We start from the raw sequence: 24,690 nt of genomic DNA on the forward strand, positions 1-24,690 counted from the left end.
AACACTTTACTACCAAAAACTAAAAACTATAATCGGTAATGAAAAAACTTCTATTGATTAAATTTTCAATTACATTTTTATTCATCATTTCAACAAATGAAATAGTGTCGCAGATAAAATGCAAAATAGAAAATTACTCTACAGAGGACGGACTTTCCCATGATGCCATTGCCTATACGATGAAGGACAAGGAAGGCTTTATGTGGTTCGCCACCTGGGATGGAATAAATAGATTTGATGGTAAAAATTTCATTACTTACAAAGCAACTGCCGGCGATAATAGCAGCCTGAATAATAACCGTATTGCGTTAATCAAGGAAGATGCTTCCGGATATATATGGCTTAAGGCCTATGATCGTCAGATCTACAGATTCGACAAAAGCACCGAATCGTTTCTTTCTATTGCAAACATTTTAGGAACCACTAAAATTGATTTTGATAATGTTTTTCCAACCAGCAATGGTAATGTTTGGCTGACAACTATGAATAAAGGTATTTTTCTGATACAAAAAAAATCAAGTAGTCAAATAAAAACCAGACATTTCTGGCAAAATAAAAAATCAAGTTTTTTATTGGCCTCAAATAATTTAAATTTTTTATTTAAAGACGCGGATAATTCTGTTTGGGTGGGTTCTGATAAGGGATTAGATCATATAACAGCATCTAAAAGTCAGGAATACCAAACAAAAAATATAATAAAAAACAGTAATGTAAAATGTCTTATTATACCGGATAATAATGTTTGGTTTGGAACTGATGAAGGGGTACTGATTCGTTATGATAAAATTCGTAAAAGCTATTGGAAAACTGCTATCGCTAAAAAAAGTATAGATGCAATTATAAAATCAAAAACAGAAAATTTATTATTCCTAACTACTTTATCGGGTGAGTTAATTACATTTAATACTAAAACCTTAAAAATAGAATCAATTGATAAAATTTCTGATGCACCAATCTATAAAATTTATCAGGACAGTCGAGGTATACTGTGGATTGAACCCAAAAAACATGGCGTTTTTATGGTTTATCCAAAAGAAAAAAGGAATCGTTTTTTTTCTCAGCAAACAGATGCTACTTTTCTTGACCTAAAACATAGTTTCGGTTTTTTTGAGGACAATTTCAACAGGGTCTGGATAAAATTAAAAGGGGGTGGATTTGGGTATTACAACGAGAAAACCAATACATTAGATTACTTTTTGAATAAACCTGGAGATGAAAATCAGAAATTTTCAAATATTGTTTCCAGTATGTATTTTGATCCTTCAGGAATTCTTTGGCTTAGTACGGACGACAGAAGTATTAATAAAATTATTTTTCAAAAAAACACTTTTGAACATCATCTTTTAGTTCCGGGCAGTAAAATTAAATCTGAAAATGAAATCAGAGCTGTTTTTGCAGATGAAGAGAATAGATTATGGCTTGCGTCAAAAGCAGGGAAAGTAAAAGTGTATCGGGGAAATGAGGAATTGAAAAATCCGTTTATCAATTATAAGACAGATGAAATTGGTCATATATACTCCATCATCGGAGATAGGAAAGGAAATATCTGGTTAGGAACAAAAGGAAATGGTCTGTTTAAAGCAACTCCTGTCAACACACAACATTCTCAATATGTATTAAAGCAATTTAAAGCAGATCAAAACAATCCAAAAAGTATAAGCAGCAACCAAATCTATTCTATTTTAGAAGATAAAAAAGGCCGTATTTGGGTAGCTACCTATGATAATGGAATCAATTTACTGGAAGAAAATCAGGGACAATTTAATTTTATACATCAATTTAAAAATTATCCGGTTACAGAATTCAGCAAAGTAAGATACCTGGCAGAAGGTTATAAAGGCCAAATCTGGGTGGCCACAACAAATGGATTACTGACTTTTGATCCCGACAATTACAATCCGGATAAAATAAAATTTTCGAGATATAGAAAGATTTCCAGTGATAAATTTAGTCTGGGCAGCAATGATGTATTATTTATTTACAAGGATTCAGAAGCTAAAATGTGGATTTCGACAGCGGGAGGCGGACTTAATCAGGCGATTGAAAAAGGAAATGATTTAAAATTTATAAATTTTGCAAAAAAAGATGGCTTACCCAGTGATTTTATTCTGAGTATGGCAGAAGATGATGAGAAAAATTTATGGCTAGCGACTGAAAATGGTATTTCAAAATTCAATTTATTAAATCAGACCTTTAGTAATTATGATTCCAATGACGGATTGCAAAAAACCGGATTTTCTGAGTCGGCAGGTTTAAAGCTGTCAAATGGCAATTTGATTTTTGGATGTAGGAATGGATATTTAACTTTCAATCCAAAGAAAATAAAAAATCAAAAAAATACCGTAAAAATGGTTTTTACCAATTTTGAGATCAACAATAAAAATGCAAATGTAAAGTCTCAGGAATTCTCTTTAAAAGCAGACATAAATTACAATAATAACATAGAGTTAGATTATACTAAAAACACAATTAGTATTTATTACACGGTTTTAGATTACAGATCTGGAAACAAACAATTGTATGCTTACCGTTTAAAAGGTTTGGATAATACATGGCATGAAGTAAAAAATCAGAAAAAAGCAACCTTTACCAATTTACCGCCAGGAGATTACGAGTTCGAAGTAAAATGTTTAAGTACAGATTTATATACAAATATTCCTCAAAAGAATTTATCGTTTACGATTACTCCTCCATTTTGGAAAACCAATTTAGCTTATTTTTTATATACAGTTCTCTTTATTATTCTGCTGGAAATTTCAAGAAGAATAGTTTATTCAATGATTCAATTGCAAAACAAAGTTGTGGTTGAACAAAAAATGACCGAATTAAAACTGAGTTTTTTTACTAATATATCACATGAATTAAGGACTCCCCTAACCTTGATTGTGAACCCTATAAATGAGATTGCAAAAAATGAACAACTAAGCGATTTAGGAAGTGAATATATCGAAACAGCGCGAAAAAATTCTAATCGGTTAGTACGTTTTGTAAATCAGTTGCTTGATTTTAGAAAAGTTCAGAGTGGAAATGAAGAACTCCATATTGAACCCGTAGAACTGGTTTCATTTGTAAATGAAATCAATAGTTTGTTTTCTCAGGCAATCCGTGAAAAAAATATAAAAATTAAAACACTATCCAATTCTGAAACGCTTCCTGTAAATCTGGACAAAGAAAAAATGGATATTATCCTTTATAATTTATTATCTAATGCTGTTAAATTTTCCCCAAACGATAGTAATATCACGGTTGAACTTAAGGTAGAAAATAATCACATCTTAAAAATTAATGTCACAGATCAGGGAGCCGGAGTCGATGAAACTAAGCTTAAAGATATCTTTAAGCTTTATTATGAAACTGACACCGGCAATAATAAAATTGCAGGAACCGGGATTGGCTTAGCACTTTGTAAAGAATATGTTCATTTGCATCAGGGAACTATTTATGCCGTCAATAACCAAAACAAAGGTCTTACAGTATGCATAGAAATAGATTTAAACAAGCCCGTTTTTCAAAATAGCAATTACAAATTAGAGTTGTCAGAAGAAAAACAAAAAAAAATCTCCGCTTCTAACAAACAAAACAATGAAAGACAACTAGTTGAAAATAACTATAATGCTAAGCTTCCTGTGGTTCTTATAGTAGAAGACAACCCTGAATTGAGGTCTTTTCTAAAAAGTCAGTTACAACCATATTATAGCATTTTAGAAGCCGAAAACGGAAACGAAGGCTTTGCAATAGCCACAAATAAACTTCCGGATTTAATTATCAGCGATATCATGATGCCAGAAATGGATGGTATTGAATTACTTGATGCTCTAAAAAATACCATAGAAACCAGTCATATTCCGGTTATTTTATTGACTGCTAAGTCATCTGTAGAAAGTAAGATTGAAGGTTTAAATTATGGAGCTGATTATTATATAACAAAACCTTTTGATACAGATTTTCTATTGGCTTCGATCGAAAATTTAATTAAATACAGAAAGAAAATATTTGAAAGTTTACAAACTGATCTAAAAACAATTATACTTGAACCCGGAGAAATAGTTATTACAACAAAAGATGAACAGTTTTTAAAAGATAGTATTGCTATAGTAGAAAATGGTTTAACAGATTCAAAATTCAATATTGATATCATAGCAAAAACTATTAATATGTCAAGAGTAACTTTTAACCGAAAATTTAAGAGTCTCACGCAAATGACACCAGTAGAATTTGTCAGCGAAATGCGTCTAAAAAGAGCCAGACAATATCTGGATGCCGGTGAAACTGACATTGCAAACATTGCATATAAAGTTGGATTTAATGGCGCAGGGTATTTCAGCACCTGCTTTAAGGAGTTTTACAAGATATCTCCTTCTGAATATGTGAGAGAAAACAATAGCATTACAAAAAGACATTTGGATAAATAACATACTCATCTCATAATCAAATAAGAAACAATCAGTCAATTAAAAAAGTTGTTTTTAATAAATAAAGAAGCCTCAAAGTCTAAAAATCTTCTTACCTTAACGTTAGGAATAATCTGAGTATTAAAAAATGCCATTTAAATTTGTCAAACAATGAAATGTGAAAGCATTTTTGTACCGTGTTGAAAAATTAAGCGCAACTTTTCTTGTAATTATGTTTTTTAAGTCTATTTAGTTGTTAATGAGTGTTTTGTAAAAATAATAATGACTAAAAAAAATTGGAATATAAAGATTTGGTATTAAATTTGCACCGCCAAAATGCAGATTTATTCGATAAAATGCATTAATTATATTCCCGTAATTTTACTGTGATTTTAAAATTTCAATAAAATAACAATTAAGAAATAATATCATTTTGTATTTTAAATACTAACTGAGAATATAGCGAATTCCCCAAAAAAAAAGCAAAGATGAATGTAAAAGAAAATGAAGGAGAATATCATAAACTACCCTTTTTGAATTCTAAAATAAAAATTACCATTACGACCGCAATTTTATATATCATCATTGCGAAAGCGTCCGGATTTTCATTTGTTCCTGAAATAAATATAGCTCCCTTTTTCCCTGCCGTCGGTTTTAGCATAGCCGCATTGATTATTTTAGGAAGAAAGGCGATATTTGGCGTACTATTGGGAAGTTTCATATTTTCGTTGTTGGCATTTCAACCCTATCTTCGAGGTGCTGCAACTTTTGAGGAATTAGTTAAACCCTTGTCTTTTTGTGTTTTAAGACCGCTCATTATTGGATTAAATGCTATTGTTGTATCCCGTTTAACCCAGTTGTGGTGCAAAACTAAGTACCCTTTTGACAAAGGAATAAATGTTTTGTACTTCACTTTTGCTTGTCTGATTGGAGGTTTCATTAGTGTATCTCTTGGTATAGTTTCACTTGCAGTCACTCCGTATGTCAATATGAACAATTTCATGGCAATTTGGAGTAATCTGTTTAGATCTAATATTTTGGGAGCCATTCTGTTTACTCCTTTTGTGCTTTCCTGGCTATACAAAAAGGAACAAACAACGAAGTGGACTCTAAGTAAAAAAATAGAAGCTATTGTATTGACTTTACTTACAATTGCTACTTCAATATTTGTTTTTACGGGCAATGTACAAAATGAGTCTATTATCTTTTTTTTCCTTATATGGGCTGCTTATCGATTTGACCTGAAAGCCATAACCTTCGTAGCTTTAATAGTAACTATCATTTCGTTATATTGTACATCCGTGTATTCGGATGAACCTGTCAATGACTATTGGATTCATAGCTATTTTATGTTGCAGCTATTTCTTTTTGTTAATTTAGTTTCCATAATGTTTCTATACGGCACCTTGGAAGAAAAACGTAACAAAGCCAACAAATTAGGTGAAAGCGAATATAAACTTAATATTGAAAAAAACATTTTGGAAGCTACTATCCAAAGTCCAAATGGCATCAGTATATTTACCTTGGATACTAACTTTAATTATATCAATTTTAACTCAACTCACAAAGATAATGTGAGAAAATTATACGGTTTTGAGATTGAAACAGGAGGTAATTTGTTTGAATATATTAAGGATCCTAAAGTACAAAAGGATGCCATGAAAATTTACCAATCTGTTCTAAACGGAAATATACATATAGAAGAGGATAAAGAAGAAAATCATCTTGGAGATTATTGGAATAACTTCATATCACCTATAATGGATAAAAACAGCACCATTATTGGGATAAGTACAATTTCTATCAATGCAACGAAACAGAAATTAAACGAAATAGAATTAGAAAAAAATAACCGTATTTTAAACGGGCGGATAAAAGAGATAACATGTTTACAGAATATTTTCGAAATTAACAGCAATAATGCACTTTCAATGACTGATATCATTGCCAGCTGTGTAAAAATAATTCCGGAAGCATTTCAATTTCCGGAAAATACCAATTGCAGAATCATTATCCCGGGACATGAATACATTGCCAAAGACAAAAAAACATATTGGAATGCCCGGAAAAATATAATACTCAATAAAGAGGAATATGGTATTCTGGAGATAGGCTGTTGCAAAGAAAAAGAGTGTGTTGACAGTTATTTATCGGAAGAAATGGATTTATTAGGAGCCATTGCTAATATTTTATCGAAATCATTTGAAAATCATTTTGCCGAAGAAAATCTAAAAATAAGCGAAGAAAAATTCCGATCATTTTTTGAGAACATTATGGATGTATATTTTATGTCTACTCTTGAAGGTGATCTTTATGAAGTTAGTCCCTCTATTTACGATTATCTGGGCTATACAAGAACAGAAATGCTCTCCATAAATATGGGAGATTTATATGTTAATCCGGATGACAGAAAAAAAATGAAACAGGAATTACTCGCAAATGGCGAAGTGAAAGATTACGAGATTGAGTTGATGAAAAAAAATGGACAGGTTAGTTCTTTTGCGATGACTGCAAAAATAATTTCAAAAGGAAAAGAAAAGATATCCCATTTTGAAGGTTCTGTTCGTTGTCTGGATGAATGGAAAGAAAATCAATTATTAATTAGAGAACAACATCGAAAAATAAAAAAAAGTGAACAGGACTTCCGTATCCTGTTTGAAAATGTTCAGGATGTTTTTTTTAAAACTGATTTAAAAACGGACATAATATTAGATGTAAGCCCGTCATGCAGCTATTTCAACGGCATTACAAGAGAAGAGCTTATTGGGCAATCGATCTATAATATATATCCGGATGTTGAACAATTAAAACAAATGGCAGAAATAATAGTTTCTGGACATGAGATTAGTGATTATAACAATGAAATAATTATAAAAAACCAACATTATTATGTATCTATTAATGCTAAATTAATTTGTGATGCACAGGGCAAACCTGAATATTTAGTAGGAGCTTTGAGAAACATTACTGAACGAAGAGTGGCTGAAGAAAATCTAAAAATAAGCGAAGAAAACTATCGTATAATTTTTGAGAGTGTTCAGGATGTATTTTTCAAAACAGATTTTAAAACCAAAACGATATTGGATGTAAGTCCATCATGCAGGTATTTCAATGGTATTACCAGAGAAGAACTGATTGGACAAAAAATGTCAATCATATATAATAACAAGCCTCAAATGCGATTGATGTTTAATGAGGTGGCTACCGAACGAAAAATTATTGATTTTAACAATGAAATAATAATAAAAGGAAAATTGTTTTATGTCTCAATTAATGCTAAAATCATTTATGACGAGAATGATGAACCTGAATTTGCAGTAGGATCTATAAGAGATATTACAGAACGCAGACTGGCAGAAGAAAATCTAAAATTGAGTGAAGAAAAATTCAGATCTATCTATGAAAGTTTTGAAGATATTTATTTTAAAAGGGATTTACAAGGTATTGTTTTAGAAATCAGTCCATCAGTAGAAAAATATTTCGATTTGAGTCGGGAATCAGTAATCAGTAAAAACTATAACGACTTTTGTTATGATCGTACTGAATCTGACAAATTTTATCAAACCCTTATTAAAGAAAAAGAAGTTAATGATTTTGAACAACGCTTTGTAACTTCTAAGGGAGAAATTTTGTACTTTTCAATAAATGCCAAGTTACGATACAGCAGCGACGAGGGCGAACTTGCCTTTGTAGAAGGAACTATGCGTAATGTTAATGAAAGAAAAAAAACAGAATTGGTAATAGCATTAGCAAATGAAAAAATTAAGGAAAGCGAAAAAAAATACAGAACTATTTTTGAGAGTGTTAATGATGTCTTTTTTAGAGCATCTGTAAAAGATCAGAAAATAATTGACATTAGCCCTTCTTGCTCCTATTTTAATATCAAAGAAGAAGAAGTTATAGGCAGTAATTTTGGAGATTTTTATCATAATCTTGATGATAGGCTATATATACTGGAAGAACTTAATAGTGTTGGAGAAATAAAGAATTATCATGTAGAAATAGTAGTGCATTCTAAATTGTATACTGTTTCAATCAATGCAAGAATTATTTATGATGAAAATAACGTGCCTGAGTACATTGTTGGTTCTATCCGTGATATAACTGATAAAATTGAAGCCAAAGAAAATCTAAAAGTCAGTGAGGAAAAATTTCGATCCATTTATGAAAATTTCCAGGATATTTATATGAAAACGACTATTGACGGAATTCTGCTTGATGTGAGCCCATCGTTTGAAAAGAATTTTCAGATTCCTCGCTCGGAATTTATGGGCACTTCGGTTTTTGATTATTATCCAAACAAAAAAAATAAAGAATTATTATTAAAAAAATTAAGAACACAGGGTCATATTTCTGATTTTGATGTACAGTTATATGACTCTTCAGGTAATCCTGTATATTTCTCCATAAATGCACATCTTTTATATGATGAACAAGGGTTTCCGGTAAACATTGAAGGGACATTGAGAAATATTAATGAACGAAGACACATGCAGGATGAAATGCTTACCAAAAATAGAAAATTAGAATTTCAAAATACCGAGCTGGAGCAATTCGCCTATATCGCATCCCATGATTTACAAGAGCCGTTAATCACTGTGAGTCACTGTTCAGAATTATTAGAAGAAGAATTAGCAGGAAAACTGGATGAAGACCAACAACATTATTTAACTTTTATTCGTAGTTCCACTTCCCGTATGCAGCTATTGGTAAAAGGACTTTTAGACTATTCCAGAATCGGAAAAGAAAGAAAAACAAGTATAATAGATTGCAACACAATTGTGTCGGAAGTAGTTTTGGATATGAAAAGCAGCATAGACGAAAGTAATGCAGTGATAGAATATGAAAACTTGCCTAAAATTGAAGCTAATGCTACCGAAATGAGGCAGTTATTTCAAAATATGATCAGTAATGCTATTAAATTCAGAAAAAGAGAATTCAGCCCAAAAGTAAAAATAACAGCAGTAATGGAAGATAAAAAATGGGTGTTTTCTGTCGCTGACAATGGTATCGGAATCAAAAAAGAAGATACCGATAAAGTTTTTGTAATTTTCAAAAGATTACATAATCGTAATGAATATCAGGGAACAGGTATAGGTTTGTCACATTGTAAAAAAATAATTGAACAGCATAATGGCAGGATTTGGGTAGAATCAAAATATAATGAAGGAAGTACTTTTAAATGGACATTGCCGTTAAATTAAGAATATAAAAGGGAGAGAACAATCTAGTGATTAAAAAATGAAAAATAAATTGAACTGCGTTCTATTGATAGATGATGACTTTGCCACAAATTTTATTAATAAAAAGATCGTCCAGAAGGCAAATATAACAGAGCATATTCAAGTAGCATTAAACGGAAAAGAAGCTATTGACTACCTATGCAATAAAGGAAAATTTGAATCTCAGGAAACAATAAATCCACAACCTCAATTAGTTTTTTTGGATATTAATATGCCGGTAATGGATGGTTGGGAATTTATTAAAAGCTATAAAATTTTAGTATCTGATGGAAGAAAAAAAGAAATTAGAATCATAATGCTTACCAGTTCATTTAATCCGGCGGACAAAGCCAAAGCAGATACTATAGAAGAGATAGCAGATTACAGACAAAAAACTTTAAACGTCGCAATGCTCCATGAAGTTATAAAAAAGCACTTTCCAAATCAATCAGAAGAATAAAAAAGTCGTTGGGGAAGTTTTAAATTTAACATATAAAAAAAGCCCAATTTCATAAAAAATGAAATGGGCAATTTATAAATTATTCAAATCAATTCTAATGAATTGGTTTGATTAGTATTTTAGATTTTTAAAGTATTAACCTATCTGAAATACAGAGAGGTTAAATCAATCTTACATTTCGTTCAAGTCATTGAACTCATGTAATGATTTCAATGTACCTTCATAAAACAAAATTGCAGCGATTAGATTTGCCTTGTCTGAATAAGGCATCATTTTTCTCTGAAATTCTACTGTTGTATCTAAGAATGTTGTTGTACCAACTGCTTGGTTATCTAAGGTTTTCTTGTGTTCACTATCGTCTGGAATACCTAAATCAGACATGGTAACACCTGGTTTTGTAACTAATGCGATGTAAGGAAGCGTTTTTACTAAAACTTTAATACGCTCAATGTATAACTCCAAAAGTTCTCCTTTTTGCATACCGCTCAATTCTTTTTGATCATGGTATTTACGGATTAGAGCTGTTGTACTGATAATACTTCTTGGAGCATTTTTTGCCTGTGCTGAGATAGCACCAGTCGTCAAGAAAAATAGGATACTTAGTAAAATAATTTTGCTCTTCATTTTATGAATCTAATTGGTTGTTAATGAAAACAAAAGTATATAAATTAACTTTAATTGCAACTTTATTGTTTTCTTTTTTTTCTTTTTTTTGAAATTAGTACAGTATTTGTTTCTAAAGTATTGTGTAATAATGAATTGTATTTAACAAAAGAAATCTAAATATCTGTTATTAAAGGTTATTTTTTATTTCTTCATCCGGATTGATTATTCTAAAACGGCCAGGATACTTTTCCCATATACTTTTTTTGTTGCCATAATAATCCATAAATTCTTCGCAAACAAAAACGGCATGCGCTGTTGACCATGCTACAACACCACAAAATTCACTTCCGGACTGGCGCTTCAATTTTTGTATCTGTTTCCCTATTTCGAAACCTAAATATTTATAAATTGTTGGAGTGTACACTTCACCGTCTTCTAAATCTTCTAATGCTTTATCAAAAGTTGTTTCTTTATCAATAATTTGTTTGTATTTTGCCATTACAGCATATGTCAATATTGCATAGTCTATAATTTTTTCACTTTCGCAATTGTTTTTGATAAATACAAAACCAGCCGATTCTTTGGCTTTGCTTATTTCATCATTTTTTAGATGAAATGACGCATTATTTTTTAGGGTTATTTTTTTTAAACTATCATTTATTATTTCTGTTACATACAAGTTGTCTAATCCATAAATATTTAAAGAAGCTTTTATAAAAGCAATCGATGAGCAATTTGTGCGTTCACCTTGTTTAAAGCTTTCGAATATTTTATCTGAACTCAATTGAGAGTAAGAATTTGAATAGACAAACATTAAAAATAAAAATATTGAGGTAACAGCTTTCATTGACATTAATTTATAATTCTTATCCAGGTAATTTTTGGAAAACAGACTTTACAAATCTATAAAAATCAAATCATAGTTGTTTTTTTACTTTTAACTTTTATAATAAAAATGCATAGATTGATCAAAAATAAATCGTAAGAATAGATTATAGAGCATTAAAGGAAAGTTCTCATAATAATATTTATTTAAATTTTCCTACTAAATCAAATTAGTATAGTAATATTATATAATTTTCATAAATTATTTTGTAAGTTTTTATTTAATAGTTCAGGTAATTTTAATTAAATTTAAAACGATATATTTATGAATACGAATAATCAAAATCCGAAAAGCACTAAAAAAAGTGGTTCTGATACCCGAAGTGATATGAGAAAACATCAATATAAAGATCATGATGAAGTTTTAACAAACGATGAAAATTATGATGTTGATACTCATAAATTTAAAAAAGAAGAACCTGATTTCGATGATAAATTGAATAATCAGGAGAAAAAATAAAAAATAAAGACGTTTCAGATCCATAATCCGAAACGTTTTTTATTTACATACCTCCTAACCTATGTAAGGCTTGCCTTTAACAAATCACAAAATAAAATTATTCTGTTTTATTCAGGATTTTATGAAGTGCATGATAAGATTCAAACGTATCAATATCTATTATGTCATCTTTAGTTTCAACCTCTCTGACCTGACTTTTATTTTTCTTGATAATTTCTTTCGCTCCTTCATCACCAGATAATAACATAAGTTCCGGAAAATATTTACCCGGAAATAGAACAGGAACACCTTTATAATCCTCTTTTGCGGTAATAATAATCACATCTTCCCCTTTTTGATGAAGTTGCAGCATTGTGTTTAAATGAATATGGCCAATAAAAGGCTGATCGGCGAGTACAAATAGCACAGCGTTTACATCAGTATATTTTTGATTTATTTCTTCAACTGCAAGTGTTATAGAACTGCCCAAGCCCTTTTGCCAGTTTTCATTAATAAGTACATTGGTTTTAGAAAAGTTTATTTTTTCTATAATTTCATTTTGATACGCCCCCAGAACAGCAAAAAAAAGATCGGCATCGGTTAACAAAACATTTCTAATGATACTGCCCAATAAAGTTGAATTTCCCCATGGCAATAGTTGTTTTGATTTTCCCATTCTTTTGGCATTTCCTGCTGCTAATACCACTATGGCTGTCTGACTCATCAATTATGATTTAGGAATGAATAGCACTATTTTTATATTTTAAAGATATTGGCTCTTCTTTCCGTACAACAGAAAGTATCTCAGCAATAATACTAATGGCAATTTCCTGAGGAGTTTCTGCCCCAATACTAATACCCGATGGACCATAAGTAACATCCAGAAGGCTTTCATTATAAGAATCAGTAAATTCAAAAAAATCGTTTAATATTTGATTTCGTCTTTTAACCGGACCAAGAAGACCAAGATATGCAGGCTGTGTATTTTTTAATGCTGTAAGAAACTTTAAATCGGTTGAGTAACTGTGAGTCATTAACATAACAGCCGTTTCACTGTCAATAGAAATAGAACCAATTTCTTCAGGTAGCAGATGTAAAACCTGATTTGCACCCGGAAAATTAGCAATCGTTTTAGAATCTTTTATTGATGCTATAATTGTAATTTGCCAGCCCGTTAAAGAGGCAAATTGACATAATTGAATTGCATCATGTTCTGATCCAATGATAATTAAATGAAAGCGTGGTTGAAGAATTTGTGTGTAAGCCGGCAATGTTTTATCTAATTGGATATTGGAAAAAGCAAAGTTTCTTCCTTCAAAATGAAATTCGGAACCCAAACCGGGTTGAATTCCCTCTGTTTTAGTGTAAAAAGATTCAATTTGCAGAGTTTGCCTTTTTTTTACAACGGTCTCTAAAGCATCCAACACAGCTGCATCAGGAGAAAAAGGTTCCAAAAGAATATACAGAATACCTTCGCATCCCAATCTATATCTCCCATCATAAATCATAATCTTAGCTTTGTTATCCAAAAATACAGATTGAGATTGTTTGAGAATTTCATTTTCAACACATCCTCCGCTTACAGTTCCAACCATTGTATCATTTTCAAAAATAAGCATACGAACACCCGGTCTTCTGTACGAGGAGCCTTCAATTGCGACAACTGTAGCCATAACGCTTTTGAGTCCTATTGCCTGGGCTAAAATGTACGATTCTTTTAACTTTAATAATTCGTGCATCATACTTTAATCCTTTTTTGAAATAATTTTGCCTTGAACATCTAAATTGTTGCTAATTGATTTAAACTGTTTTTAGGCTAAAAGGCAAAGTTCTGATTCGTTTTCCTGTCAAATCAAATATGGCATTGGTTAATGCCGGGGCAAAAGGAGGCAGTGCCGGTTCTCCCACTCCCCCCGCATCTTCCTCATTATCTATGATGTGTACTTCGATTAAAGGAATTTCATTAATACGGGGCATTGGATAATCATAAAAATTATGCTGCTCAACAATATTTTCTTTAAAGGTAATCTGATGAGTAGTTGCCGCACCCAGCCCCATGACAATAGAGCCTTCAACCTGTGCATGAATGATATCCGGATTTACATACCAGCCACAATCCATGACAGCCCAGACTTTATCTATTTTTACACCGCCATCAGCGTTTTTGGAAACTTTTACAACCTGCCCTACTGTTGAGTTAAAACATTCTGTAATAGCGACACCATATCCTTCATTTTTTTTACGGTTTTTCCAGCCAGAAACTTCCTCCATTCTATCAATTAATTTTTGACAGCGCTCTTCCTGTAAATGTTCGCGGCGAAAAGTTAACGGATCTTTTCCTGCTTCATGCGCCATTTCATCGATGAAACTTTCATAGGCAAATCCGTTTGTGGAGGCATATACAGATCTCCAGAAGCTTGTTGGAATACTCGTCTCAAAAAGAACATCTGAAATGCTTATGTTTTTAATACTTTCATAATAAGGTTTTAAGAATCCTTCGCTGGTACTTCCATTTGGTTTGTTCTTTGGTGCTCCGCTCCAGTGACCATTATTTTGGCCTGCCATCCTGAATTTCAAGGCATCAATTTTTCCATTCGAAATAGTTCCTTCGCAGCGGTAAGAAATTCCCGGACGAAATGGCCCTAATGTAGCATCATCTTCACGCGTCCAGACAATCTGAACCGGACCGCCAATTTCCTTTGAAACTGCGACAGCCTCATATGGATAATCGTTCATGGCTTTACGTCCGAACCCCCCGCCCAGAAAAGTCATATTTACAATCACTTTCTCTTTATCTATTCCAAACTTTTTGCTTATGTAATCCTGAACCCAGCCGGGTGCTTGTATTGGTCCCCAAATTTCAACCGAATCGCCCTTGTGATGGGCAATACAATTTATGGGCTCCATTGCGGCGTGTGACTGATAAGGGGTTTGATAGATTACGTCTAATTTCTTATCTGTTTTTGACAATATTTCTGTTGGATTTCCCTGCGTTTTTAGCGACATTCCTTCTTCAGTTTTTAGAAGATTGTTTTGCGTTTCGAATATCTCAGGCGTACTCCAGTGTTTAAAACCGCTGCTGTCCCACTCTACTTTTAATTGTTTTCTGCCCTCAAGAGCTGCCCAGGTTGAAGCAGCAACAACGGCAACACCTTCACGCATGTGCTCATAATATCCCATTTTAACCTTAAAAACGCGTTTCACACCCGGAATTTTTAATGCTGCAGTTGCATCAAAACTTTTAACTTTTCCAAAATAACGTGGATCGCGTTCTACCGAAGCAAAGAGCATTCCCGGAATTCTCGTGTCAAGTCCAAAAATTAACTCACCATTGGTTTTAAGTGGTGTGTCAATTCTTTTAAGTGGCTTTCTAATTAATTTATATTCAGATATTTTCTTCAGCTTTGGTTCTTTTGGAGTTTCCAGTTTTGAGGCTGCTTCAGCAAGTTCTCCATAATGTAATTTTTTCCCTGATGGTTTGTGAATTACGTGTCCGGATTCGGCATAACAATCGGTTACGGGAACATTCCATTTTGTTGCTGCGGCCGTAATAAGCATTTCACGTGCTGCAGCACTTAATTTAAGCAGTTTTTTATAAGCAGAACGAATCGTTGAACTTCCTCCGGTAATTTGTCCTCCATATTTTTTTTCGTTACCAATGGCAAAGATGACGTTGATATCTTTCATGTCAACTTCGAGTTCTTCGGCTACAATTTGCGGTACCGACTGATAGGAACCCTGCCCCATTTCTGCCCTGTGGTTTACAATAGTCACTTTTCCTGACGGATTGATAATAATCCAGGGGCATAATTCGATTTCTGAATCATTTAGTTCAGAAGGACGTACCACCACCGGCGCGCCATTTGCAGGAAAGTAAAAACCAAGGCAAAGTGCAGCACCACCTAATCCGGTAAGTTTCAGGAAATTTCGTCTTGTAGTATCTATGTTGTTATTTTGAGTCATCGGATAATCATTAAATTAAGGCAATACTATTTTGCAGGAGCATACGCACCTGTTTGCAGCCACGTAATCCAGGCTTTTTTAAACTGTGCATGCGTTAAAGGCGGAACCGTTCTTCCTTTTCCCATGTTCCATCCCGCTTTTACCAAACCATCATCTGCATGCGCTATAAGTTTTTGCAGATCCTTATGTCCGTTAAGTTGTGGATTTACCAATTGTTTAGCGAGTTCGTGAGCCGTTTTTCCTTCAAATACCATTTTCATATCAGCTGGGGGTAAATGCCAGTCTGGATTTCCCGGTGGTGTATGCAGTCCGGGGCTGTTTGAGGATTGATGGCAGTTAGCACATTTCATTGCATACACCCCTTTTCCGTCTTTGCCGCGTTTGGGCTGCATCCTGTGAATAACGCTATTATCTCCCTGAAGCGGAATGTCTCCTTTTGGATGGCAATTGACGCAACGCGGACTCATCAAAACTTTATATACTTGTTTAAATGCTGCTACGGATGCGACGCTGTCTTTTTTTATCGGTACGATGGAAACATATTCTTTTTCTACAATCCGATTATTCGAAACAGTAAATGCAAGTCCAATACCGGAAGCTAACATTATGGCTATCAATATAAATTTTATTTTTGTTGACATAGTTTTTTATCTATCAGATTTTATTTTTCTCCTGCATTTGTGAAGCCAAATGTATCGCTTTACGTATTCGTGGATAAGTACCGCATCTGCAGATGTTTCCGGCCATGGCATCGTCTATATCCTGATCTGTCGGATTTGGATTTTCCCGAAGAAGTACCGCTGCCGACATGATTTGTCCTGAATGGCAATATCCGCATTGAGGCACGTCGATTTCCTGCCAGGCTTTTTGCGCCGGATGATCGTTATCTTTAGATAATCCTTCAATAGTTACTACATTTTTACCTTTTGCACGACTCATTTTGGTCACACAGGAGCGAACAGCTTCACCATCCAGATGCACTACACAGGCTCCGCATTGCGCGACCCCACAGCCAAATTTTGTACCGGTTAGCCCCAAAGTATCACGAATTGCCCAAAGGAGCGGCATATCCGGACTGACATCCAAATTCTCTGTTTTGCCGTTTACAGTTAGTTGTATCATATTATAGTCTTATTTTTAAGATTAACAATTACCCGATTTTAAGCAGGCAATTTTCGTTTCCTAATTTACAAAAAAAATAAAAAAGACAGAATATGGATTACTATTTGGCATTGTTCTAAAAAAGTTTTAAAAAAATTACTTTATATAAACTATTAGCGATTTTATTGTAATTATCTGATAATAATATAATTAAATATTGTAAAAGTATAAGTTTTTGGTTGTCATCAGTTTTAGATTTGTAAAAGAACTTAAAAATCGGGCTATGAACATTTCACATCATAAATCCAACGTAGAGGAAAGTGCCAGAACATCTGCAAAAAAAACGAACAGCAAGTCGACTTCATCAAGAGCCAATGAAAAATCAAGCATTGAAACGCGAAAGTCTGTACGGATTATAAAATAATTTAGAAATAAATGATACTAAATTCGCATATATGACCAATCGGTCATATATTTGCATTGTAATTCTTCTGAAATAGAACAAAGAAAGAACAACCATAATGGCAAAAGGCGAAGAAACCAGACAATTCATCATAGAAAAAGCAGCTCCCATTTTTAATACCAAAGGGATTGCCGCAACAGCTATGAGTGATATTATGGAAGCCACAAAGTTGTCTAAAGGAAGTATGTACGTTCATTTTGAAAATAAGGAAGTTCTTGCCTGTGCAGCTGTAGATTATAATATGAAAGTTTTAGGCGATAAACTGATGGCCAAAATCAGTAAATGCAAAACAGCGAAAGAAGAATTGTTTACTTATATAGATTTTTTTAGTAATGCTGTAAATCCACCGCTTACTGGTGGGTGTCCTTTGTTAAATTTTGGGACAGAAGCAGATGATACCAATCCTGTTATAAAAGAAAAAATAAATAAGGGAATTAATAGCAATCAGCAGTTATTGGAAAACATTATTAAGAAAGGAATCGCAAACAGTGAATTCAAAACCGACTGGAATGGAGTAGATTTTGCTACCGTAATGGTTGCCATGATGGAAGGTGGCTACCTTATGTCGAGAATGTCAGGAAACAATGATAAGATGAATGTAGTCGCAAATACCCTAAAATCAATAGTAGAGGAAAACAGCCTCTAATTTTTTTTACTTAAAAAATGACCTTTCGGTCACTTCTTAAATAAAAATATCAATGACAAAAATCAATAATAAATCAATAAAAATAATTTAATAAACAATAAATATTATGTCATCAAAAACAATTTTAATTTCAGGAGCATCAAAAGGATTTGGAAGAGCCTGGACAGAAGCATTTTTAGAAAAAGGATATCGGGTAGCTGCTATAGCCAGAAATATCGATTCATTAGCTGATTTAAAAGCACAGTACGGAGATGCTGTTTTACCTTTAAAACTGGATGTAAATAATCGCGCCGACTCGTTTGCTGTGGTTGAAAAAGTACATCAGCATTTTGGAAAAATTGATATACTAATCAACAATGCAGGTTATGCTTTAAATGGTGCCGTAGAAGAAGCAAGCGAAGAAGAAGCAAGAGCGCAGTTTGAAACCAATTTCTTCGGAACTTTATGGTTAACGCAAGCCGTTTTGCCAATTATGAGAAAGCAGCAAAGCGGCCATATCATTCAGGTTTCTTCTATTTTGGGAATCGCCGCTTTACCTGTTTTAGGACTTTACAATGCATCAAAATTTGCCGTTGAAGGCCTTACTGAAACGTTGGCTTCTGAAGTAAAGCAATTTGGTATCAACGTAACCCTTGTTGAACCAAACGGTTATGCTACTGATATCTGGGGTCACGGATTCAACAGCAAAAGCATCGATGCTTATGACGGACTTAAAAAAGCCATTGCAGAAGGACATGATCCTGATACTTTCGGAAAAACAAGTGCTACAGTTCCGGCGATCATTAAATTGCTTGAAGCTGAAACTCCTCCTCTACGCTTATTTTTAGGAAAAGTTGCTTTTCCATTAGCAAAACAAGTCTATGAACAAAAACTTGCCACCTGGGAAGAATGGGCTGATGTTTCTGTTGCAGCACACGGATAATTTCTTTTCTTTTTTAGATTAATAAAAACGAGACTGTTTCTTTGGAAGAGACAGTCTCGTTTTTTATGGGAACTCATTTCCGCTTTTGGTTATATTTTTTTTGAGCTGGTGAAAAACCTTTTCTAAAAAAAGATACCCTTCTGTCGGCACAGGCACCAGTTTTCAAAAAATATTTATCAAAACCCAAACTTCATTATCTAACTAGAACTTTTATTGCATAGCCCATATCCGAAAATCATTTTCTTAACAAAGTTTAAGATTTCACCATATATTTAATTTATAAGCAATAAATACCATGTATTCCCTAAAATCATTTGTATTTTATGTAAACAGCTGTTAAATCTTTAATAAATATTAATTATTAATTATAGAAGAAACCGTATATTTGAGATACACAGAATATTTAGAAGCATGCAAGAAAAATCAAAAATACATAGTTTTACATTTCCCAAAATACCTACAGGAGTAGATGGATTGGACGAGATTACAGATGGTGGTTTCCCAAAAGGACGCCCAACATTAATCTGTGGCGGAGCCGGTTGTGGAAAAACATTGTTATCAATGCAGTTCCTTATTAAAGGAATTACAGAGTATAAAGAACCCGGAGTTTTCATGTCTTTCGAAGAACCTTCGGATGATCTGACTCTAAACGTAAAATCTCTTGGATTTGACCTCGAAAAGCTGAAAGCTGAAAAAAAACTCGTTGTAGATCATGTGAGAGTTGAAAGATCAGAAATTGAAGAAGCCGGCGAATATGATCTTGATGGTTTATTTATCCGATTAGGACACGCTATCGACTCCATAAAAGCGAAACGCGTTGTATTGGATACCATAGAATCCCTTTTTGCGGGTCTTGACAATCAGGCTATTCTTAGAGCTGAATTGCGACGGTTGTTTCACTGGCTTAAAACAAAAGGCGTAACGGCTATCATTACCGGAGAACGCGGCGAAGCAACCCTAACCCGCCAGGGATTAGAAGAATATGTTTCGGATTGTGTGATTGTACTGGATCATCGTGTTATCGAGCAGGTTTCTACCAGAAGATTACGAATTGTAAAATACAGAGGATCAACACATGGCACAAACGAATATCCATTTTTAATTGACGAAGACGGAATTTCAGTATTGCCCATTACCTCACTAAAACTGGATAACGAAGTTTCTTCAGAAGTCATTTCTACCGGTGTTCCCGGATTAAACGAAATGTTTCAGGGCGGTGGATTTTATCGTGGCAGCAATATATTAGTATCCGGTACAGCGGGAACAGCCAAAACTACGATTGGATGTTATTTCGCGAACGAGCAATGTAAAAATAAGGAGAAAACAATCTATTTTGCATTTGAGGAATCGCCACATCAGCTGGTCCGAAATATGAGATCGATTGGTATTGACCTGGATGTACACATCAAAAAAGGATTACTGCAAATTCATTCGGCACGACCATCTTTAAATGGTCTTGAACTGCATTTGCTTACACTAAGAAAATTAATCAGGGAATTCAAACCAACGACTATAATCATTGATCCAATAAGCAATTTGATCTCTGTAGGAAGTGAACACGAAGTTCGTTCGATGCTCGTTAGGCTGATTGATATGCTAAAAGTACACAATATAACAGCTTTATTTACGTCTTTAAACAAACAAACAGATAATTTCAGACCTGACCTGGCAGAAGAATCGGTTTCTTCTTTGGTAGATACCTGGATTACCGTTCGGGATATGGAAGGCATTGGAGAAAGAAACCGTGGTATTTTTATTATCAAGGCAAGAGGAATGGGACATTCGAATCAGGTTAGGGAATTTGTAATCAACAATAATGGTATAGAACTGCTGGATGTTGAATTAGGACCAAATGGAATCCTGACAGGCGCTGCACGACAAACTTACAGATTCAAAAAAACGGTATCCGATATTAAGCTTCAAAACGAAATCAGCAGAAAAGACAGGGAAATTGCCCGTAAGCGTAAAGTTTTGGAAGCCAATATAGAAGCACTTAAGAATGAATTCGAATCTGCTGAAGAAGAACTTAGTATTCTAAGGGCAACAGAAGAATTACAGGCGAAATTGTCTTCTAAAAAATAACAGTATTATGAAAAAAGAAGTTGTAGCCGAATGGCAATTATTACTCTATATAGCCGGACAAACGCCAAAATCAATTAAAGCGCTTGAGAATATAAAAAAATATGCCGAAATACATTTGAAAGGGATATACAGCATTGAAATCATTGATTTGCTTAAAAGCCCGCAATTGGCAGAAGGGGATCAGATTTTGGCAGTACCAACGCTGGTACGCAAATTTCCTGAGCCTATTCGTAAAATAATAGGTGACCTCTCTAATGAAGAAAGAGTGCTTGTAGGACTTAATATTAAACCTATAATTGCATAAAACATGGAAGATTCATCTGATGGCCCTGTCACAACCAAACATACATTTACTCTTTTCGTTTCAGGCATGTCTGTAAAATCAGGTTATGCTATTGAAAATCTACGAAAGATTTGTGATACTTATCTCGTAGATAATTACGAAGTAGAAATTATTGATATCAGCCGAGACAAAGAGCAGGCTGTGATCCATCAAATTGTAGCGATACCTACGCTGATTAAAACAGGTCCGGAACCGAGAAGAATCATTTTAGGAGATTTGTCAGACACAGAAAAGGTATTAACAATACTTAATATAAGGGGATAATTTGAAAGACAAAGATAAAAATATCGACAGATTGCTGGCAGAAATTGCTACATTAAAGGAAGAACTTTTTGAGTCAAATAGTATTGTAAATGCTATAAAACAAGGAGATGTCGATGCATTGGTTGTACACAACAACGGAGTTCCTCAGCTTTATTCGCTGGAAACGGCCGACTATACTTACAGGCTTCTTATCGAAAAGTTCAGGCAGGGTGCATTAAGTATTTCAAAAGATGGACTTATATTGTATTGCAATGACTATTTTTCGAAACTTACCGGGATATCATCAGAAATGATTATAGGAACGTATCTCCATGAATATTTTGATAATCCTGCACAATTTGTTCAGCTTATCGAAGCGATGGAATACGGTATTACGACCCATGAAATACTTCTTAAATCAGAATCCGGTAAAAAAACATTTCCGGCTTACATCGCTTTAACAGATCTTGAACCGGCAGTTGAGGCTATCGGAATCGTAATTACCGATTTAACCGAAAAGAAAAAGCATGAAGGAGCACTGATTCAGCATCAATCAGAATTAGAGGAAAAAATTACCGAATTAAACAGGATTAACAGTAATCTTAAGGAATTCATACACGTAATATCCCATGATCTCAAAGAACCGCTTCGTAAAATTGTGATGCACAGTGAACGGATTCAGGGAAATAATCTTATAGAAACAGATGCTAAATCCCTGAGCGTTATGAAATTGTCTGCCCTGCGATTAAATTCGCTTATAGACGATTTGGTACAATATTCGTCGCACACCGCACAGCTGGAACGTACAGAGGTAGATTTAAATTCAGTTATTTCAGAAGTTGTCGATGATCTCGAAATTAGCATTACCGATAAAAACGCCCAAATTAAAATCAACAAACTACCCGTCATACAAGCCTCCAGGGTACAAATGCGGCAGCTATTTGCTAATTTGATTACCAACGCTATCAAGTACAGCAAAGCAGATACTCCCCCACTCATTCAGATTTATCAGGATGATAATATTAACACTGATATTCCGAATCAAAACACTAAATTTGTTAAGATTAAGATCAAAGACAACGGTATCGGAATGGAGTCCGGTCACCTGCTTAAAATTTTCACTATTTTTCAGCGTCTGCATGCCAAAAACGAATACTCAGGAAACGGTATCGGTCTTGCAATTTGTAAAAAAATTATGGAAAACCATTCAGGTACTATCACGGTCGAAAGTACGCCCAATGAAGGCACCACATTTAATCTTTATTTTCCAATTTTATAATGACAGAAAAGTATAACCTACATATTATTATTGCCGAAGATGACAATGATGACGCAGATGTTATTTTTGATACTTTTACCCAAAATCCTAATTTTAGAAAAGTAAGTCTGGTTGCCAATGGCGAAGAACTTTTAAATTTCCTGAAAGACACTTCTACTGAAACTCCTGATGTTATCCTGACCGACATTAATATGCCTATTCTGGATGGCATCGAAGCTCTACAGGAAATACTGACTACCAATGAATTAATTGATATTCCGTGCTTTGTCTATTCGACAAGTATCAATCCATCCTACAAAGAAAAATGCGACCTGATGGGTGTAAAAGCCTACCTGATCAAACCCTACTCTTTCGAAGCTTTTGCCGAAATTCCAAAGACGATTCTGGGCATTATCGCTGATTAAAAATAATATGAAAACGAGATTTTTTCTTTTAGAGAGAATCTCGTTTTTTTTAGGAGCTGATTCCTGCTGTGCGCTGTATCTTTTACGCCGAACCCCGGCGCAAAAGGATGCCGCTTCCATCAGGGCTAGGGCAATCTTTTTCATAAGATGTATTTGATTATTTTGCGTTAAAATAGTGTGATACATGATTTTTAGATTTAATTGGTTTCCTTATTTCGCATTAGGTCATGATCTGCAGGAAACAATGCATCCATTTCACTTAGCAGTTCAAATTCATCAATTGGAAATAACTGCAGGGCAACTCCCAATATTTGCCCAACATCTATTGTCTGGCTCTCAATAGTACGTGGAATTTCAGCCGAATCCTGATCCAAAGCCACCATGCATAACTTCATAAGGTTTCTAATAATCGCGGCAAGTTCAAAATAATTGGATACTCTAATTTCTGCCGTATACAAACCGTTTTTATCCCCGGCAGGTTTTAAGGTTCTCAAGCAGCTGTTTGTTAATCTCCTGATCGCTTCAATGTTTTCAATTTCATCTGTTTTCATACTCTTCTGATTAGTAGGTGAGTTTAATCGTTGGATTCATAATTTTTACTTTTTAGTTGCTACTTGTCCGAATAATTGTATTTTTGTTTTATACACAGCAAGTAAGCGATAGTTAGTACCGTACCGAACTAATGGAAATTGTATCTTACCAAAGCGGACTTGTATTTTACCGAAACAGCAAAATTTCAGGAATTTTAAATATCTTTGAGCTATGAGTACAGCCACCAAACCAAAACATATTGGAAGAAATATAAGCCGCATCAGAGAGCTTAGAGGGATGAAACAGGAAGCACTTGCCGTTGCAATTGGTGTGAGCCAGCAGTCTGTTTCTAATATAGAAGGAAGTGAAATTGTCGATGAAGAAAAACTGAAGGCTATTGCGGAAGTATTAGGAGTTTCTGCGGAAGCGATTAAAAATTATAGTGATGAGACTGTATTGAATGTTATCAATAATACTTTTACAAGTAATGATAGTTCTACGATTAATGCAATTAACATACAACCAAATTTTAACCCGCTTGACAAAGTTGTCGAATTATACGAACGTTTGGTACAAGCAGAGAAGGATAAAGTTGAGTATTTAGAAAAAATATTGAAAGGGAAATAAGATTTTTATAAAAGATATATTAATTCAAAAAAGAGAGACTACTATAGTTTCTCTTTTTTTATGGAGCTGTTTCTACTGTACGC

General features: G+C 33.8%; 21 protein-coding genes. 13 read left to right on the forward strand and 8 right to left on the reverse strand.

All coding sequences use genetic code 11. The annotated features are described in order from the left end of the window. The first annotated feature begins 38 nt into the window (after window positions 1-38). The 3 genes from BXU10_RS14495 (at window position 39) to BXU10_RS14505 (ending at window position 10,073) form a co-directional block, all read left to right on the forward strand. Complete coding sequence (locus BXU10_RS14495; protein ID WP_078228055.1) at window positions 39-4,412, forward strand: two-component regulator propeller domain-containing protein; 4,374 nt, start codon at window positions 39-41, stop codon at window positions 4,410-4,412. A gap of 467 nt (window positions 4,413-4,879) precedes the next feature. Beyond that, window positions 4,880-9,595 carry a PAS domain S-box protein gene (locus BXU10_RS14500; RefSeq protein ID WP_078228056.1) on the forward strand — a complete coding sequence of 1,572 codons (4,716 nt, stop codon included), beginning with the start codon at window positions 4,880-4,882 and terminating at the stop codon, window positions 9,593-9,595. A 37-nt stretch (window positions 9,596-9,632) separates the two neighbouring features. Beyond that, on the forward strand, window positions 9,633-10,073 hold the full coding sequence (locus tag BXU10_RS14505) for a response regulator (RefSeq protein WP_078228057.1): 441 nt from the start codon (window positions 9,633-9,635) through the stop codon (window positions 10,071-10,073). A 171-nt stretch (window positions 10,074-10,244) separates the two neighbouring features. On the opposite strand, the gene BXU10_RS14510 is transcribed toward BXU10_RS14505, so the two are convergent. Together BXU10_RS14510 and BXU10_RS14515 are read right to left on the reverse strand one after the other, a co-directional pair. Beyond that, complete coding sequence (locus BXU10_RS14510) at window positions 10,245-10,697, reverse strand: hypothetical protein (protein WP_078228058.1); 453 nt, start codon at window positions 10,695-10,697, stop codon at window positions 10,245-10,247. A 169-nt stretch (window positions 10,698-10,866) separates the two neighbouring features. Then, entirely contained in the window at window positions 10,867-11,526 is a 660-nt protein-coding gene (locus BXU10_RS14515; RefSeq protein WP_078228838.1) for a hypothetical protein, read from the reverse strand. Window positions 11,527-11,829: 303 nt separating this feature from the next. Between BXU10_RS14515 and BXU10_RS14520 the strand changes: the two genes are divergently transcribed. Next, window positions 11,830-12,024 (forward strand): hypothetical protein, encoded by a 195-nt coding sequence (locus BXU10_RS14520; RefSeq protein WP_078228059.1) that lies wholly within the window; start codon window positions 11,830-11,832, stop codon window positions 12,022-12,024. A 97-nt stretch (window positions 12,025-12,121) separates the two neighbouring features. On the opposite strand, the gene BXU10_RS14525 is transcribed toward BXU10_RS14520, so the two are convergent. The 5 genes from BXU10_RS14525 to BXU10_RS14545 are packed head-to-tail and all read right to left on the reverse strand — an operon-like array spanning window position 12,122 to window position 17,088. Next, the gene (locus BXU10_RS14525) at window positions 12,122-12,727 is read right to left on the reverse strand and encodes an NTP transferase domain-containing protein (protein WP_078228060.1); all 606 of its coding nucleotides are present in this window, start codon (window positions 12,725-12,727) and stop codon (window positions 12,122-12,124) included. Between the two features lie 10 nt (window positions 12,728-12,737). Beyond that, entirely contained in the window at window positions 12,738-13,745 is a 1,008-nt protein-coding gene (locus BXU10_RS14530; protein WP_078228061.1) for an XdhC family protein, read from the reverse strand. A gap of 58 nt (window positions 13,746-13,803) precedes the next feature. Next, window positions 13,804-15,966: a xanthine dehydrogenase family protein molybdopterin-binding subunit gene (locus BXU10_RS14535; protein ID WP_078228062.1), complete on the reverse strand. Its 2,163-nt coding sequence runs from the start codon at window positions 15,964-15,966 to the stop codon at window positions 13,804-13,806. A 26-nt stretch (window positions 15,967-15,992) separates the two neighbouring features. Then, complete coding sequence (locus BXU10_RS14540; RefSeq protein ID WP_078228063.1) at window positions 15,993-16,607, reverse strand: hypothetical protein; 615 nt, start codon at window positions 16,605-16,607, stop codon at window positions 15,993-15,995. Between the two features lie 13 nt (window positions 16,608-16,620). Beyond that, a complete protein-coding gene (locus tag BXU10_RS14545; RefSeq protein WP_078228064.1) occupies window positions 16,621-17,088 on the reverse strand; it encodes a (2Fe-2S)-binding protein in 468 nt (155 codons plus the stop codon). Window positions 17,089-17,350: 262 nt separating this feature from the next. On the opposite strand from BXU10_RS14545, the gene BXU10_RS25025 reads away from it, so the two are divergent. The 8 genes from BXU10_RS25025 (at window position 17,351) to BXU10_RS14580 (ending at window position 23,449) form a co-directional block, all read left to right on the forward strand. Further along, window positions 17,351-17,491 carry a hypothetical protein gene (locus BXU10_RS25025; protein ID WP_189328097.1) on the forward strand — a complete coding sequence of 47 codons (141 nt, stop codon included), beginning with the start codon at window positions 17,351-17,353 and terminating at the stop codon, window positions 17,489-17,491. A 97-nt stretch (window positions 17,492-17,588) separates the two neighbouring features. Next, window positions 17,589-18,176 carry a TetR/AcrR family transcriptional regulator gene (locus BXU10_RS14550; protein WP_078228065.1) on the forward strand — a complete coding sequence of 196 codons (588 nt, stop codon included), beginning with the start codon at window positions 17,589-17,591 and terminating at the stop codon, window positions 18,174-18,176. Window positions 18,177-18,282: 106 nt separating this feature from the next. Then, window positions 18,283-19,098: an SDR family NAD(P)-dependent oxidoreductase gene (locus BXU10_RS14555; protein ID WP_078228066.1), complete on the forward strand. Its 816-nt coding sequence runs from the start codon at window positions 18,283-18,285 to the stop codon at window positions 19,096-19,098. 411 nt (window positions 19,099-19,509) lie between these two features. Then, window positions 19,510-21,180 (forward strand): circadian clock protein KaiC, encoded by a 1,671-nt coding sequence (gene kaiC, locus BXU10_RS14560; RefSeq protein ID WP_078228067.1) that lies wholly within the window; start codon window positions 19,510-19,512, stop codon window positions 21,178-21,180. A 7-nt stretch (window positions 21,181-21,187) separates the two neighbouring features. After that, the gene (locus BXU10_RS14565) at window positions 21,188-21,484 is read left to right on the forward strand and encodes a circadian clock KaiB family protein (RefSeq protein WP_031456492.1); all 297 of its coding nucleotides are present in this window, start codon (window positions 21,188-21,190) and stop codon (window positions 21,482-21,484) included. A 3-nt stretch (window positions 21,485-21,487) separates the two neighbouring features. Beyond that, window positions 21,488-21,787, forward strand: a complete 300-nt coding sequence (locus BXU10_RS14570; RefSeq protein ID WP_031456493.1) for a circadian clock KaiB family protein — start codon at window positions 21,488-21,490, stop codon at window positions 21,785-21,787. A 1-nt stretch (window position 21,788) separates the two neighbouring features. Further along, window positions 21,789-23,045, forward strand: a complete 1,257-nt coding sequence (locus tag BXU10_RS14575; RefSeq protein ID WP_078228068.1) for an ATP-binding protein — start codon at window positions 21,789-21,791, stop codon at window positions 23,043-23,045. Beyond that, window positions 23,045-23,449: a response regulator gene (locus BXU10_RS14580; protein WP_078228069.1), complete on the forward strand. Its 405-nt coding sequence runs from the start codon at window positions 23,045-23,047 to the stop codon at window positions 23,447-23,449. The genes BXU10_RS14575 and BXU10_RS14580 overlap by 1 nt, the downstream gene beginning before the upstream one ends. Window positions 23,450-23,646: 197 nt before the next feature. On the opposite strand, the gene BXU10_RS14585 is transcribed toward BXU10_RS14580, so the two are convergent. Continuing rightward, window positions 23,647-24,000: a hypothetical protein gene (locus BXU10_RS14585; protein WP_078228070.1), complete on the reverse strand. Its 354-nt coding sequence runs from the start codon at window positions 23,998-24,000 to the stop codon at window positions 23,647-23,649. Window positions 24,001-24,211: 211 nt separating this feature from the next. Between BXU10_RS14585 and BXU10_RS14590 the strand changes: the two genes are divergently transcribed. Further along, complete coding sequence (locus BXU10_RS14590; protein ID WP_078228071.1) at window positions 24,212-24,607, forward strand: helix-turn-helix domain-containing protein; 396 nt, start codon at window positions 24,212-24,214, stop codon at window positions 24,605-24,607. Window positions 24,608-24,690 lie beyond the last annotated feature (83 nt).

The sequence above is a fragment of the Flavobacterium sp. LM4 genome, assembly GCF_002017935.1.
Lineage (GTDB): Bacteria > Bacteroidota > Bacteroidia > Flavobacteriales > Flavobacteriaceae > Flavobacterium > Flavobacterium chungangense.